Source organism: Bradyrhizobium sp. F1.4.3 (assembly GCF_040548375.1).
Classification (GTDB): domain Bacteria; phylum Pseudomonadota; class Alphaproteobacteria; order Rhizobiales; family Xanthobacteraceae; genus Bradyrhizobium.
The window spans coordinates 82,271-97,540 of record NZ_JBEPRN010000019.1; the positions used below are offsets into that span (position 1 = coordinate 82,271).

The 15,270-nt window shown below is 65.4% G+C and carries 11 protein-coding genes; 7 read left to right on the forward strand and 4 right to left on the reverse strand.

Features of this window, described 5'->3' with window-relative positions; all coding sequences use genetic code 11:
- Positions 1-61: 61 nt before the first annotated feature.
- Entirely contained in the window at positions 62-3,865 is a 3,804-nt protein-coding gene (locus ABIB73_RS32155) for a YhdP family protein (protein ID WP_354230791.1), read from the reverse strand.
- Between the two features lie 204 nt (positions 3,866-4,069).
- Here ABIB73_RS32155 and ABIB73_RS32160 point away from each other — a divergent pair, with 204 nt between their 5' ends.
- On the forward strand, positions 4,070-4,759 hold the full coding sequence (locus ABIB73_RS32160) for a peroxiredoxin (protein ID WP_354230710.1): 690 nt from the start codon (positions 4,070-4,072) through the stop codon (positions 4,757-4,759).
- Positions 4,760-4,870: 111 nt separating this feature from the next.
- Positions 4,871-6,235 (forward strand): M23 family metallopeptidase, encoded by a 1,365-nt coding sequence (locus ABIB73_RS32165; RefSeq protein ID WP_354230712.1) that lies wholly within the window; start codon positions 4,871-4,873, stop codon positions 6,233-6,235.
- A gap of 34 nt (positions 6,236-6,269) precedes the next feature.
- Here the strand turns inward: ABIB73_RS32165 and ABIB73_RS32170 are convergent, their stop codons facing one another.
- Together ABIB73_RS32170 and ABIB73_RS32175 are read right to left on the reverse strand one after the other, a co-directional pair.
- A complete protein-coding gene (locus ABIB73_RS32170; protein WP_354230713.1) occupies positions 6,270-7,472 on the reverse strand; it encodes a DUF5666 domain-containing protein in 1,203 nt (400 codons plus the stop codon).
- Complete coding sequence (locus tag ABIB73_RS32175) at positions 7,469-8,359, reverse strand: DUF6502 family protein (RefSeq protein WP_354230715.1); 891 nt, start codon at positions 8,357-8,359, stop codon at positions 7,469-7,471. Before ABIB73_RS32175 ends, ABIB73_RS32170 begins: the two co-directional genes overlap by 4 nt.
- Positions 8,360-8,483: 124 nt before the next feature.
- Between ABIB73_RS32175 and ABIB73_RS32180 the strand changes: the two genes are divergently transcribed.
- From ABIB73_RS32180 to ABIB73_RS32200, 5 genes are read left to right on the forward strand one after another with little or no spacing between them, the layout of a single operon-like run.
- Positions 8,484-8,648, forward strand: coding sequence for a hypothetical protein (locus ABIB73_RS32180; protein ID WP_354230717.1), 165 nt, complete (start codon positions 8,484-8,486; stop codon positions 8,646-8,648).
- A gap of 8 nt (positions 8,649-8,656) precedes the next feature.
- Complete coding sequence (locus tag ABIB73_RS32185; protein WP_354230718.1) at positions 8,657-10,582, forward strand: glycosyltransferase; 1,926 nt, start codon at positions 8,657-8,659, stop codon at positions 10,580-10,582.
- 3 nt (positions 10,583-10,585) lie between these two features.
- The gene (locus ABIB73_RS32190; protein WP_354230720.1) at positions 10,586-11,326 is read left to right on the forward strand and encodes an ABC transporter ATP-binding protein; all 741 of its coding nucleotides are present in this window, start codon (positions 10,586-10,588) and stop codon (positions 11,324-11,326) included.
- Positions 11,323-12,702, forward strand: a complete 1,380-nt coding sequence (locus tag ABIB73_RS32195; RefSeq protein ID WP_354230722.1) for a glycosyltransferase family 4 protein — start codon at positions 11,323-11,325, stop codon at positions 12,700-12,702. Before ABIB73_RS32190 ends, ABIB73_RS32195 begins: the two co-directional genes overlap by 4 nt.
- A gap of 10 nt (positions 12,703-12,712) precedes the next feature.
- Entirely contained in the window at positions 12,713-13,972 is a 1,260-nt protein-coding gene (locus ABIB73_RS32200; protein ID WP_354230724.1) for an O-antigen ligase family protein, read from the forward strand.
- Between the two features lies 1 nt (position 13,973).
- On the opposite strand, the gene ABIB73_RS32205 is transcribed toward ABIB73_RS32200, so the two are convergent.
- Complete coding sequence (locus ABIB73_RS32205) at positions 13,974-15,209, reverse strand: ABC transporter substrate-binding protein (RefSeq protein ID WP_354230726.1); 1,236 nt, start codon at positions 15,207-15,209, stop codon at positions 13,974-13,976.
- Positions 15,210-15,270 lie beyond the last annotated feature (61 nt).

Consider the following 15,270-nt stretch of genomic DNA (forward strand, 5'->3'; position numbering starts at 1 on the left):
CGCGACAGCAATCAAGTCTCATCCCATCGCGTTCCGGCCAGGGAATGAGAACGGGCTCGCGCTAACGGCGCGCGAGGCTGCAACCGCTCGATAGCGGCCTTGCTGATCCCGTCGGGCTGTCGCTCGACTGCGCCGACGGAAGCTCGTCGATCGGCATGTTCTGCTTGCCGGTGTTGAACTCGAAGATCTTCCGGAACAGGCCCGGCGCCATCGCCGAGATCGGGTTGACGCGCATCACCGGCGCTGCCGGCGTGCCGACGACCTCATAGGTAACGCCGATCAACCCCTCATTGTTGCCACCGCCGAGGAAGATGCCGAACAACGGGATCTGTCCAAAGATGTTGTTCACGCCATACATCGGCACGAAGGTCCCGCTCATGCACACCTGGTTGCCGGGATAGTCGATCGAGCCCTCGATGGTGCCGCCGATCATCGGCCCCTTGACGACGCCGTTGCGGACCGTGAGTGCGCCGTTCTGCCGGGTGAACTCGGCACGCAGCGCCGAGAAGGCCACGCCGCTCTGCGCGCCGTTGGGACCGCCCGCCGCGACTCGATCGAGTTGATCCATGCCCTTCACCGTGAAGTCGCGCACATTGATCAGGCCTTCCCTGGTCGTAGGCTCCGACGTCGGCGGCTCCATCGCCACCACGATCTGGCCGCCAAAGACCTTGTTGGTGGTGTCGGTGAAGCGCAGCAATGCGCCGGCGTCGTCGGTCTGGAGATAGATCACCTCGCGGCTGCCCTGCGCGCGCCCGCCGCGTAGATCGGCCGCCACCGGCACCGGCGTGTTGCCGCCGATCTTGCCACTGAGCGTGAAGGCCTTGATGGCCCCGCTTCGCTTCGACATCCTGGCATCGACGCTGCGCATCGCCTCGCCATTGAAGCCGGCGACCGCGCCGAGCTTCACGTCGATGTCGAAATCGACGTTCTTCAGCTTGCTCTTGGCGTCGTCCTTGGCATTGCCCGAGATCGCCGACTTCAGGAAGCCGCGGCCGTCGAACACGTCGCCGCGCATGGTGCCCCTCACCACGCCGTCCTGGCCGCGCTCCACCTTCAACGACGTCTTGTCGCCATCGGACGGCGAATAGATCGGGAAGTTCGCATTCATGAGGTCGCCGCTCGGGTCCACCTCGAGCGAGCCCTTGATCGAGGTGCCCCCGCCCTCGACGACGATGTCCTCGAGCCGCGTTGACTGTGCCGTCGGCACCACCTTGAACGACGCCTTGCTCGCTTTGCCCGGCAGCTTGACCCAGCCGGGAAGGATGTTGTCGAGCTTGACCGACGTCAGGTCGGCCTCGATACCGAGCTTGGTGGTCTGCTCAGGACCGCCGGCAATCTTGCCTGACAGCTTGATCGGCACCGACCCGCTGACCGCCGGGCTCAGGTCGAAGCCCAGGCGCGCACGGCTGGCATCGTCCAGCGTCGTCTGCAATTTGACGTCCGCATCGCCCTCGGTCGGCTTGCGATAGTCGAGCGAGGCCGCCTGTCCGTTGATCTTGACGTCGCCCTTGACCTGATAGCCCTGGTTGTTGGCGACGATCTTGAGATTGTTGGCCTCCAGCTTCTGGTTCATCACCAGCTTGTCGGCGGCAAAGCCGTTGAGGTCGGCGGTGACGGCGTAGGTGGTGTCGGCCTTGGTCAGCTCACCCTTGACCGGCATGCCGAGCTGGATGTTCGCCGTGAACGTCCCCTTGCTGGTGTTGGGATCGACGAAGGTCGCCGACAGATCGCTGAGGCGATCATTGGAGAGCATTTCGGCCGCCGCCGGCACGGGTCCGTCGACGCGGAATCTGCTCCGTGAAGGCGAGGGTTTCGGCGCCATGTCCGGCACCTCGAAGGTGAAGTCGGAAATTGTGACCTTGCGGCCCGCGGGCGTATCGGCAATGCCCTGCCCGATATTCACGGTCGCCGTGCGTCCGGTCACGTGCGCCTTGAGATCGGCATCATGCACCACCGGCATGCCATCGACAGGACGGACCGCGACGCCGCTGGCCACGATGTTGACCGACAGGCCGTCGTCGGGGATCGGTGGCCCCTTGCGCGGAAGGTTGCGCGTCGGCGAGTTGATGCCGATCTCGATACGCTGCAGCGTGCCGCGCTCGATCCGCTCGATCACCCATTGGCGCAACTCGGGCACGATTAGCGTCGGCCACATCCGCTTCAGCGCAGAGGCCGACATCGGCGTTCCCGCAAAGCCGAGCGTCAGGCGCGGCTCGCCGGAATAGTCGATCGCGCCGGTACCGGCGACGCCGATCTCGCCATTGGAGATATCGGCCTGGGTCAGCAGCATGCGCTTGTGGTCGGTGTCGAAGCGGAAGCCGATCGCGATGCGATTGAAGACGAGCGGCGGCTCGTTGTCGATGCCGCCGAGCAGGATCGATCCGCCGCTGAAGCCGAGCTGCCAATCGTTGCTGGTGCCGTTCGGCGGCTCAAGATGGGCCAGCAGCGTCAGGCGATTGGCGCCCGAGAGGATCTTGAACGGCGCAACCAGCACCCGCCGCCCAGCGTCCCATTCGACGTTGATCTCGGCCGAGTCGATCGCCATCGGATAGTCGGGCGTGTCGGTGTCGATGATGTCGCCCGCACCGACCGTGACCTTGCCGCGGAAGAACGTCGGGACGCCGTCGCGGCCAAGCTCGCCCTTGAGCTCGCCAGTCAGAGGCAGGTCCGCGGTATAGGTCAGGTCCTTCACCCGCAGCGCCAGCAGGATGTTGGAGGTCGAGAGCTTGTCGGCGCGGATGTCGACCGAGCGCACGCCGTTCTCGCTCGGCCCGATCGTGGCGCGCAGCGACCACGGGCGCGCGCCCTCTTCGCCAAGGCTGAGCGCGACGCCGCCATGGGTCGGCCGGCGCAGGCTGAGCGTGATGTTCTCAAACGTCCATTTGCTGCCGCGCTGCTGATCGTCGACGATCAGATTGCCGTTCTTGAGACCGATCTCGTTGAGGTTCTGGCCGTCGAGGCCGGTCATGCTCAGGCTGTCGAGCCAGTCAAGGCCCTGAAGAATTCCGCTCTGCGCGGTGGGTTGAGAGGCGCTCTGAGATGCGTCCGGGGTTGCAGGCGCCGTCCCGAAAGGCGGCGGCGGGACCCCGTTACGCGGGAATGTCGGCGGCAGGCCCGCTTCCTTCTTGGACGCGACGCCGGTTGCGAGCGGTTTCGAGGTGTCGCCGGCGGACACCGTGACGGTGCCGTCGGGCGCGATCCGGATCGCAAGCTCGGCATCGACGAGGTTGAGGCTTTCAGCGCGGAGGTGCCCCATCAGGAGTCCAGCCCCCGACAGCCTCACCTCCGCCTTCGGCGCGCTGGCGACGATGGCACGGTCGTGATCGCGGACGATGATGTCGCGGATGCGGACGGCGATCCGGATCCGCCCGGCCCGCTCGATCTGGGTGCCGCCGACCTCGACGGTGTTACCGTGGCCGATATTGTCCTCGATGGCGGCGGCGAGCCAGGGCGTCGCGATATCGAGATTGATGGGACCCGCGCCGAGCCGCAACCACAGTGCGCCAAAACAGCCGACGAAGATGACGATCAATGCACCCGGGACGACGGCGAGCCGGCGAAGCCAGCGTCCGCTCGGCAGCGCCCGCCGAAACCGCGAGAAGCTATCACCGACGCGGAAGCGCGAACTGGAACGCGACAACAGGCGGCGCGCGCGATGGCCCGCCTCCTCCTCCTGATCCGGATCCCAGTCGGCCTCGTCCCATTCCGGCGGCTCCTGCCCGCCGACACGCCGATCGAAATCGCGGTTGTGATCCTGGGGCGACGTATTCCTTGCCATTGCTTCTCGATACAGGCGCCCATCGTAGGATTGAGCGCCGCCGGGACCGCAGCCGTCGACGGGGATCGAAGCTCCCCGCCCCGGCATTGCCGCCATACCTCGAATATTCCTGCTGTTCGTCATTTCGCCCCGGGAGCGCGTTCAACGAGCAGTGGGGTGGTGCGTGGAATTCCTTGTAACCATACTCCGGCGTCGTCAAACTTGCCCAGCCGAGGGCACGAATCCGGCACGCCGGACGAGAGCTGCAATACCGCTTTGGTTGACCCGCCGAAAGCGACGAAAGGAAGGCGTATGTCCAAGAAATCCCGAAAGAAATCGTCCAAAACGCCCTCCGGCAGTCCGACGGATAAAAAGAAGGCCCCGAATACACGGGCATCGACTCAAACAGGCCCGGCGAAAACACAGCGGGCATCGGCCGGCAAATCAAGCAAGACAAACGTAAAAGCAGCATCGCATAAGGCCGCATCGAAACGGTTAAAATCTTCTGAAAAGACCTCTAAGCCGGCCGCCTCCGCACCTGCCCTGGCCGAGGGCCACAAGGCTCCTGGCTTCCGCCTTCCCCGCGATGGCGGCAGCGTGGTGACGCTGGCTGATCACGCCGGTCAGAAGCTCGTCCTGTTTTTCTATCCCCGCGCCGACACGCCCGGCTGCACCCGCGAGGCGATCGACTTCACGCGGCTCAAGGACGCGTTCGCCGCGGCCGGCACCGCGCTGCTCGGCGTCTCCGCCGATCCGTTAAAGGCCCAGGAGAAGTTCCGAGACAAGCATAGTCTCGGCATCCCCCTGATCTCGGATGAGCAGCATGAGATGCTCGAGGCATATGGGGCCTGGGGCGAAAAATCCATGTATGGCAAGAGATTCCTCGGGATTCTTCGCATTACGGTGCTGATCGGGGCCGATGGCAAGGTGGCCAAGGTCTGGCGCAATGTCCGCGTCGACGGCCACGCCGACGAGGTGCTAGCAGCGGCAAGAAGTCTTTAACCAGCCCGTTAAATTCGCGCGTTCCCGTTTCCGGAAAATTAACCATGACCAGCCCAGATTGCTGCGGCAATTAGGCCGCAAGGAACCGTTCCGACCGGCGCGGGAGTGCCGATGTCGAAAAGTTCTGCCCAATACTCGCAGTACGCCCAACATCATTCCCACGACCACGGACGGTCCTTCCATCGCCGTCCTGCCGCTGCGGCGGCTGCCGCGATTCCCCTGCCCGCCACGGACGACGCCTACACCATCGTGCATCACGGCAAGCAGGTTCGCCTGGGACCTGTGGTGTTCTGGATCGTGGTCGGCACAGTCGTGCTGCTCGGGCTGTGGTCGGCTGCGACCGCCACTTACTTCGCCTTCCGCGACGACGTCCTGACCCGACTGATCGCCCGGCAGGCCGAGATGCAATATGCCTATGAGGACCGCATCGCGGAGCTGCGCGCCAAGGTCGACCGCACCACCAGCCGGCAATTGCTGGACCAGGAGCAGTTCGACCAGAAGCTCGACCAGATCATGAAGCGCCAGACGGCGCTGGAGTCCCGGGCCACGGCGCTCGGCGCCATGCCCGACGTGACGGGATCCATCCCTCGCTCGGCGCCGCAACGCGGTGACACGGCCCAGACCACGACGCAGGGTACGCCAAAGCCGTCCCCGATCAGCGATACCGTGATCTTCGTGGCACCGCCCGATCGCGAAGCGCGGCTCGAATCGCGTGCTCCGACCATCATGGCCCCGCCGGTCAACCAATTCGCCAAGAACCAGGGTTTCGACAATGTCCTGGTCCGACTCACGACCTCGCTTGACCAGGTCGAGCGCCGCCAGATCGCGACGCTCAACGCCGTCGAGGAAGGCATGGATTCACGGATGCGGCGGATGCGCGGCGTCGTCAGCGATCTCGGCCTGAACATCGCCAATCTCGAGGCCGCTGTGCCGCGAACCTCCATGGGCGGTCCTTTTGTTCCCGTCAAACTCAATGCCAACGCCGGGCCGTTCGAGAAACAGCTCTATCGCATCAACCTCACCCGCGCCGACATGGACCGGCTCAACCGCACGCTGGCGCTGGTGCCCTATCGCAAGCCGGTCATCGGCGAGGTCGAGTTCACCTCCGGCTTCGGCGTGCGCAGCGATCCGTTCCTCGGCCGGCCCGCGATGCATACCGGCCTCGACTTCCGCGCCTCGACCGGCGATCCCGTGCGCGTCACCGCCAATGGCAAGGTCGTTTCGGCCGGCTGGTCCGGCGGTTACGGCCGCATGATCGAGGTCGATCATGGCAATGGACTTGCGACCCGCTACGGCCATCTCTCCGAGATCAACGTCAAGGTCGGCGAGATCGTGAAGATCGGTCAGGTGGTTGGGCTCGTCGGCTCGACCGGACGTTCGACCGGCCCGCATCTGCACTACGAAACCCGCATCGACGGCGAAGCGGTCGATCCGCAGAAGTTCTTGCGCGCCGGCGTGCGTCTCAGCGCGGGCTAGATCCCGCGTCGCGCGCTTTCGGCGTGGCGTGCTTCTAGCGCCGGCCGCCGCCCATCCCGCCGCCGGGACCACCGAAGCCACCACCACCCATTCCACCACCGGGGCCCATGGGCCCGCCGCTGGGCGAGCCAAGACCGCCGGGACCCGATGGGCCGCTCGGTCCTGTCGGCGCGGAGCCGGGATTTGCACCAGGGCTCGATCCCGGCGCAGGCCCGCCAGCCGGGCCGGGCTGGCTGCCGCTCGGAGTGGTGCTGCTGCGATTCGGATGCAGGATCGAGCCGCCGGACGACCGGTTGGGATTGCTTGCGCCACCCGGCGCCTGCGTCGGCGATCCCGGGAATTGGCCGACAGCCTGGGCGGAGTCGATCTGAAGGCCGCGAGAGCGATCGAACACGCCGTTGACGACCATGCGCGCTTCGCCCGCCGCCGGCCCAAAGCGCGAGCTGTCATGGGCGATGAGCCCGGATCCGAGTTGGAGGCTCGAACCCGCACGCTGCACATAGGCCTCGATCGAGAGCCGGCTGGCGCCAACGAGATCCGAAAAATCATCGATGCGCGTGCGTGCGGCCTGCATCGCGCCCTGTCTCGTGCTGCCCTCGATCTGGACGCGCTGGCCGACGAGCAAGGGATCGACCCCGTTCACCTTCAGCCCGCCGATACGCAGGCCGTCCGGCCCGCGCTCGACCAGACCGGTGACGCGTTCGGCTGCATCGTGGCGCGGTTCGACGAGGCTTGCGACGATCACGCCGTCGGTGCGGCGCAAGCCGTAGACCGCCACCTGCGTGCCCGCACGCAGCTTGCTCTCCTTGCCGCTCGCGACGATCTTCTGGCCGAGAACCGTCAGCTCATTGCCCTTCACCGATTCGATCGGGCCCGAGACCTCGCTCGCAATCGCGATGTTGCGGGTGACGAACGTGCCGTCGGCCTGCCGCGTCGCCACCACGCGCGCGAGCTGGCCGATGCGCAGCGCCTTGGGGCTGGCCGCCTCGCCGTCGATTCGCACCGGCACGTCGTTCGCATAGGTGACGCGCTCGCCATTGACGAAGATGCTGCCGAAACGCTGGATCACGCCGACGATGCCGGTGCCGCCGATGCCGTGATCATCGCCGCGCGTGATTCCGGTGCCGCCGATACCCTGGTCGGTGCCGCGCCTGACCTGCGCTCGCGCAATCGCTGTTCCGGCGAGCCAAAACCCTGTCAGCAGCAGACGTCGGGAGATGAGCGGCGGCCGGCTCATGAGGAACTGCCCTCTTTGCCGCCTTCCTTTCCGGTCTCCTTGCCGTCGCCCTCCTTATCAGCATCCTCGCTGTAGATGTAGATGCCGAAATTCCAGCGGGCGTCGCCGCCCTTGTCCTTGGCGAGCGCGCGATTCGCCTCGCGGTTGGCAGTCTTCAGCGCGTCCATCGCGAGCTCGCGCGAGCGCGCCTCGAGACGCTTCGCGAGCTTCGGCGAGATGTTGTTGTAGTGAACGGCGCGCTCGAGGAAGCGCGGCGCCGGCCCCGACACGTTCTCGGCGGCGGCGGCAATATGGTCGTGCAGATTGCGGCCGAGATAATGCCACTTGCTGTCGTCCGCGCCGCTCGGGACGAAGGCCGCCTCGACCAGCTCGATCTCGTCAGCCTCGTTGATGTTGACGAGCCTGCGGTCGACCCATTCGTCGAGCACAGCGCGCGGACGCACGTCCTTGGTGACGGAGGCGACCAGTTGCTCGAACGATGGCGCGTCACCTTCGGCGGTGCGCGGCAGCGGCAGCGGCTCGCCCCTCGCATCGGTGAATTCCGGCGCGGCCAGCCAGCGCGCGATCACAGCGCTCGTCAGCGACAACGCAGCCGGCGTCTCGTGCACGGGCGCGCCGGCGCCGCGCAGCCGCGCCACCTCCTTGCGGTGAATCCCGGTCAACAGGCTGACGCGGCTGTCGGTCTGCTCTTTTCCTTCGAGCGCGAAATCATGCTCGGCGACGTTGACGAAGAGCTCGCGGAGCAATTGCGCCAGCGCCGGGAACGTCATGCCGCTGCGAATGGACAGCCGCACCAACGGGCGCAGCAGCCGCGCCAGCGGCGCGTGCAGCTTTGCGGCGGCGTTCGGCTGTGGCGCCGCCGCTTTGGACCCGGGCTTGGCATTCATGTCTGAATTGTAGCGATGCCTGGCGTGGGACACAATCCCACTTTTTCCATTTGCCGATTGACGTGGTAAATTTTCCCACATATACGAGAGGCCACTGAGGGCGCGACTTGAAGGGACATTGACCATGGCCGACCGCTTGGCCCGCATTTCCAGTGCACCGCGTGCTGTTCCAATGCTCGACCACGGCCGTCACAGCCTGATCGAGCCGATGCTGCCGGCTCTGGTGCGGGGCGTGATCTTCATCTCGGTGCTGGCCGCACCGTTCGTCGCAGCACTCCTCGCAGGCTGATCGCCATCATGAACAACGCCAGCGAATCTCCGCGCCGCCCGTCGGTGCTGCACATCTTCAAGATCTACTATCCCGACCTGTTCGGCGGCACGCTCACCGTGATCCGCGACATCTGCACGAGCCTGCGGGAAACCTTCGCCTCCGCCGTGCTGGTCTGCTCGCAGTCGGGCGAGCGCCGCGAGATCATCGATGACGTCGAGGTCGAGCGCGTCCGCTCGTTCGGCAATGTGATGTCGCTGCCGGCCGCCCCCACCTATCCGTGGCGGCTCTGGCGAAGGATCGCGGAGCACGATCTGCTGGCGCTGCACGCGCCCTTCCCGCTCGCCGACCTCGTTTTCGCGTTCGGGTTCGGCCGCAAGCGGCCGCTGGTCGTGCACTGGCACGCCGACATCGTCAGCCATGCCGGCCTGCGCTGGTTCGTCGAGCCCTTGATGCGGCGGACACTGCGCCGCGCCAAGGCGATCATCGTCTCCGACCGCGTGCTGGTCGACGAGGCGCCGCTGCTGCGGGAATTCGAAGACAAATGCCATGTCGTGCCGTTCGGCATCGACACCACGGTCTACGACTGGCCGAAGATCGAGCCGCATCACGTCAACGATCGCGGCCGGCTCGTGCTGGCCTGCGGCCGGCTCGTGCCCTACAAGGGGTTCGACGTGCTGATCCGCGCCGCGGTCAACCGCCAGTTCGAGGTCTGGATCATCGGCGAAGGGACCGAGCGGCCCCGGCTCGAGCAACTGATCCGCGATCTCGGCCTCAGTGAGCGCGTCCGCCTGCTTGGCTCCGTCAACGACTGCGAGCGCATCAAGCTGATGTGCCTCGCCGACGTCTTCGCGATGCCATCCGTCACCAATGCCGAAACTTTTGGCCTGGTTCAGCTCGAGGCCATGGCTGCCGGCCGCCCCGTGGTGAATACGGCGCTCGATACCGCGGTGCCGCGTGTCGCCCGCCACGGCATGGAGGCGATCACCGTGCCGCCGGGCGACGCCGAGAAACTCGGCGAGGCCATCGACACCCTGCTCGGCGATCCCGAGCGCCGCCGCCGCATGGGGCTTTCGGCCCGGACACGCGCTGTGACCCGCTATTCCGCCACGACCTTCAAGGAAGGCATGGAGAGCGTCTACCGCGCAGCCGTCACCGCGCCTTGCAATGAAGTGGCGCCCGCCGGTGAGACGCCTCAGGCCACTGGCTGGCTGGACAGCTTGCGGATTGCCGCGGCCCTGGCCTGGTCCGACATGCGCCACCGCTATGTGCGCTCGCTGCTGGGCCCGTTCTGGATGTCGCTCCAGATGGCGATCGTGGTCGCGGTGCTTGGTTCGGTGATCGGCCAGATGTCGAACGCCGACATGATGGCGCGGCTGCCCATGCTGGCGCTGTCGATGACAGCCTGGACCTTCCTCAACAGCGTCGTGCTCGACGCCACCACGGCACTCCAGAACTCGGCGAGCCTGATCCGCGACCGCGCGCTGCCGCCGGTCATCTTCCTCCTGCAATGCACCTTCCGCCAGGGGCTGTTCGCGCTGCATAACGCCTGCGTGCCGCTGATCCTCTGGCTGCTGCTCTCGCCGCACGATCTCTCCGGCGCGCTCGCAGCCATGCCCGGCCTCCTGCTGTTCGTGACTTGCACCTTCGCCCTGAGCCTCGTCCTCGGCGCGTTGGCGACGCGCTATCGTGATCTCAAGCCAATCATCGAATCCACGCTGATGCTCGCCTTTCTCGCCTCGCCCGTGATCTGGTCTGCCGAGATGATCAATCATCGCTCGACCGTGATGCGGCTCAACCCGCTGACGCATCTGTTTGCGGTGTGGCGCGAGCCGCTCGCCGGCGGCCACGTCGATGCGACCAGCATCGTCTATGTGCTGGTGACTCTGGCGCTCTTGATCTGTGCGAGCGTGCTGACGCTGGTCCACCTGCGCAAAGCCGCGTTCTGGATCTGACCGATGGCCTCGATCAGCCTGCGCAACGTCTGCCTCGATTATCCCCTCTACGGCGCCTACGACTTCTCGCTGAAGCGGCGGCTGCTCGGCCACCTCATCCGCGAGCAGGGCGAGATGCGGATCATCCGCGCCGTCGACAACGTCACGATAGAGGCCGCGGCGGGCGCGCGCATCGGGCTTGCCGGCCCCAACGGCTCCGGCAAATCGACGCTGCTGCGGCTGATCGCCGGCGTCTATCCGCCGAGCAGCGGCTCAGTCGGAATCAGGGGCAATATCGTGCCGTTGCTCGGCCTGAATGCCGGGGTCAATCTCGACTTCATCGCGGAGGACAACATCACCCTTCTGTTGCGAATCAGCGGGCGCAAGCCGACGCGCGCCGTGATCGACGAGATCTGGGCTTTCACCGAGCTCGAGGCGCGCATGCAGCGGCTGCCGTTGCGGATGTTCTCCTCGGGCATGCTGATGCGCGTGCTGTTCGCGACCGCCACCGCCTTTCCGGCCGACATCCTCCTGCTCGACGAATGGCTGAGCGTGGTCGACGAGCACTTTGCGGAGAAGGCCGAGAAGCGGCTGCAAAACCTGGTCTCGCAGGCTGCGATCGTGATCATCGCCTCGCACGACCAGCCGCTGCTGCGCCGCACCTGCACCAGCATCATCAATCTCGATCACGGCCGTATTGGCTCGACCGTCACCGTCGAGTCGCCGTCCCCACTTCCCTTCGAGCTGATCGAGAAACGCGCATGAAGCAGAACATCCTTGTCGTGTCCGAAGCGCTCGGCGAACCCAACCACAAGCGCGGCATCTTCCATTTCACGCGCGAGTTGATGCGCTCGCTCGCGGCCGAGGGCCACGAACTCACGCTGCTGGTCGAGACCACGCGGCGTTACCGCAAGCTGCGCCGACGCGAGCGGCGCACAAAGCTCTTTCCGGCGCAGTCGCGTAACATCGAGCTGCTCGCTCTTTATCGGTTCCTCGACGAGATCAACATGAGCGAGCCGGTAACGCGCAGCGGCGTGCGGCGCACGTTCGACTGGTTCCGTCACAAGGCCACCACGTCCATATCGTTGGACTACGCCGTCTGCTTCCTGCGCGCGATCGGCCTGCGTGGGCTGCACGCGCGGCTGATCGAGAACAAGACTGCGGCGCTCGAATACATCCCGCCGGATCTGGGGCACCTCGAACTGTTCCGCGACTTTCAGCTCGAGCCCGGCTTCTACAGCTACCAGGACTCCTCGGCCTTCTTCCTGCTGCCGCCGCCACGGATCGACGCACGCGATTACGACGTCATCGTCGTGGACACGCCGACGCGGGTGGCGATCAGGCGCAGGCCAAACGCCAAGGTGATCTGCGTCGTGCATGATCTGTTGCCGCTCACCGATCTCAAGCTCGGCGACATCGCAACGCGGCTGTTCCTGTCGCGGCTCCTCACCAGCCTGCGTCAGGCCGACGAGCTCGCCTTCGTTTCAAACTATAGCATGATGCGGTTCAGGGAACTGTTGCCGCAATTTGCACACCTACCGGCGCGGGTCGTGTATCCCCGCACCCGGTTCGACGCCCCGGATGTCCTGAACCTCCCAGCCCCGTCGGGGCGTCCGGGGCGGCCGAGCTTCGTCGTCATCGTATCGAACGAGCCACGCAAGAACGTCGCCACTGTCATTCGTGCCTTCCGCAACATCCCCCATGCCGATCTCGTCGTGATCGGCTATGCCGGCCAGATCAGCCGGATGCGCAATCTTCCGCAAAATGTCCGCTTCGCGGGCTATGTCGACGAGCACGAGAAGGCAGCGCTGATCGCGGAGGCGCACGGCCTGATCATGCCCAGCTTCGCCGAAGGCTTTGGCGTGCCGATCATCGAGGCGCTGGCCGCGAACACGCCGGTGCTATGCTCGGACATCGCGGTGTTCCGCGAGGTCGCGGGCGAGCTCGCCGACTATTTCGATCCGTTTGCGACCGAGTCGATCGTGGCCTCCGTCACCCGCGTCCTGGCGCGGCAGGAGGAATGCCGCGGCAGGATCCGCGCCCGACGGCATGAGCTTGCCGAGCGGTTCGGCTACCAGACCCAGGCCCGCGATTTCCTCGGGCAATATGTGCCCCCGGAACGCCTTGTCGCCGCGCAATAGGCCTATCCGCGTGACTGCCGAACCCACAGCGTGGGTTGGTCCCGCCGATGCGCAGCCCTGGCAGAGCTCGGCCATACTGATCCGGGCCGCCGATGTGCTCGCCGCCATGATCGCAGCGTCGCTGCCGTGGTCGACTACGGCGCCTTCGATCTTGGTCGGGCTCTGGCTGATCGCGGTGACGCCGACCATCGACTGGCGCGACTATGCGCACAGCCTGGCGCGGCCCGCTCTTGCCCTGCCCTTCGCATTGCTGCTGCTCGCACTCGTCGGCACGCTGTGGTCGGACGCCGCGTGGGCGGATCGGCTGCATGCGATCAAGCCCGTCGCAAAGCTCGTGCTGATTCCGCCGCTGCTCCATCATTTCTCGCGATCCGAGCGCGGCTTCCAGGTCTGCCTCGCCTTTCTCGTCTCCTGCGCGCTGCTTGCGGTCTTCTCCTGGATCGTGCTGCTCGATCCCGCCTGGAAACTGACCGCGACCGCGTCGGCCGGCGTTCCCGTCAAGAACTACATCGACCAGAGCCAGGAGTTCACGCTGTGCGCCTTCGCGCTCGCGCTGCCGGCGCTGAGCTTCTGGCGCGGCGGAAGCGTGATCGGCACAGCCACCTGCCTGGCACTCATCCTGCTGTTCGTCACCAACATGGTGTTCGTCGCCTCCGCCCGCACGGCGTTGCTCTGTATCGCGGTGCTGCTGGCACTGTTCGCCTGGCAGCATCTAAGTCGGCGCGCCACGCTGCTCCTGCTCGCGGGCGCCGTCGCCGCGAGCGCGCTGGCCTGGACGACGTCGCCTTATCTGCGCCAGCGCATCACCGATATCGCCGTCGAGTACCGGCACGGGCGTGAGGACATCAGCCGCGCCTCCACCGCACAGCGTCTGACCTATTGGCGCAAATCGGCCTCGGCCGTTGCCGAGGCGCCCCTGCTCGGCCATGGCACCGGTTCGATCAAGCGGCAGTTCGAACGCGCCGCTACGGGCGAGAGCGGCCTCGACGCCGAGATCGTCAGCAATCCGCACAACCAGACCCTCAACATAGCGGTCCAATGGGGGCTGCTGGGCGTCGTGCTGCTCTACGCCATGTGGATCGCCCATCTTCGCCTGTTTACAGGCGACGGTCTTGCCGCCTGGATCGGGCTCGTCGTCGTCGTGCAGAACATTGCGAGCTCGCTTCTGAACTCGCACCTGTTCGATTTCCACGAGGGCTGGATCTATGTGCTCGGCGTCGGCGTGGCTGGCGGCATGGCGTTGAAGGCGAAAGCCGGCAGCCAGTCCTGACTTACTGGCTGCGCTCGTGGCCGACTTCGCCAGTGATGACGTCGCCGAACAGCTCCCAGGCCTGCCCGTTGAAGCGCATCAGCTGCATCTGCTCGATCGGGAAATAATCGTCCGGCGAGGTGTTGACCATGATGCCGGGCAGCATCAGATCGGTGTGAAAATCCTTCAGGTTCGCGGCCTGCTTCATTACGTTGTCGCGGGTGAGAGTGTCGCCGCACTGCTTGAGGACCTGCGCCATCGCCTCGGCCTGCACATAGCCATAGACGTTGTTGGAATTGGCCTTGTCGCCGTCGGGATAATATTTGTCCATGAACTCGCGCCATTTCACCACGGCCGGGTCCTTGTCCCAGGTCGGATCGGTCGGGTCCTTCAGATAGATGGTCGAGATGATGTCCTTGGAATAGTCGAGCCCGGCGGGCTTCAGCACCGAGGCGACCGAGGTCGCAGTGTTCGCGAGGAAGAACTTTGGCTTCCAGCCGAGCTCGCCGACCTTCCGGATCGCCTGCGCGGAACCTTTCGGCGCAGCCCATGAGAAGAAGATGTCGGCGCCGGAATCGTGCAGGGCGACGATCTGCGAGTCGATCGAGGGATCGCTGACCTCGTAGGATTTGTCGGCGATGATCATGCTGGCCTTGTCGCCAAGCCCGTCCTTCAGACCCTTGAACTGATCCTTACCAGCATCGTCGTTCTGCCAGAACACCGCGATCTTGCCGTTCGGGAAGTTGTCCCGGATATACTTCGCGTAAATGCGTCCCTCGCTCTGGTAGTTCGGCTGGAAGCCCATGGTCCACGGAAAATTCTTGGGATCGCCGAATTTGGTGCCGCCGGAGGCGACGAAGAGCTGCGGCACCTTCTTGGCGTTCATGTATTTCATGATCGCGGAGTTCGAGGGCGTGCCGAGCGCCTGGAAGATCAGCAGAACCTCATCGCTCTCGACGAGCTTGCGCGCCTGCTCGATCGCCTTCGGCGGCGAGTAGCCGTCGTCATAGCTGATGAAGTTGATCTTGCGGCCGTTGATCCCGCCCTGGTCGTTGATCATCCTGAAGAACGCGGCCTCGGTCTTTCCGATCACGCCATAGGACGACGCGGGCCCGCTATAGGGCATGATATTGCCGATCTTGATGTCGGTGTCGCTGGCGCCGGGATCGTATTTCTTCTGCGCCGCGACCGGTGTCGTGGCGAGCACTCCGGCAACAAGCATGGCGAGGGCAGCAAGGTTTTCGCGACGACCCGGCATCGTTCTCTCCCCTATATTTTGTCATTCTTATTTTGAGAGAGTGTCGCAAGGCGGCCCGCGG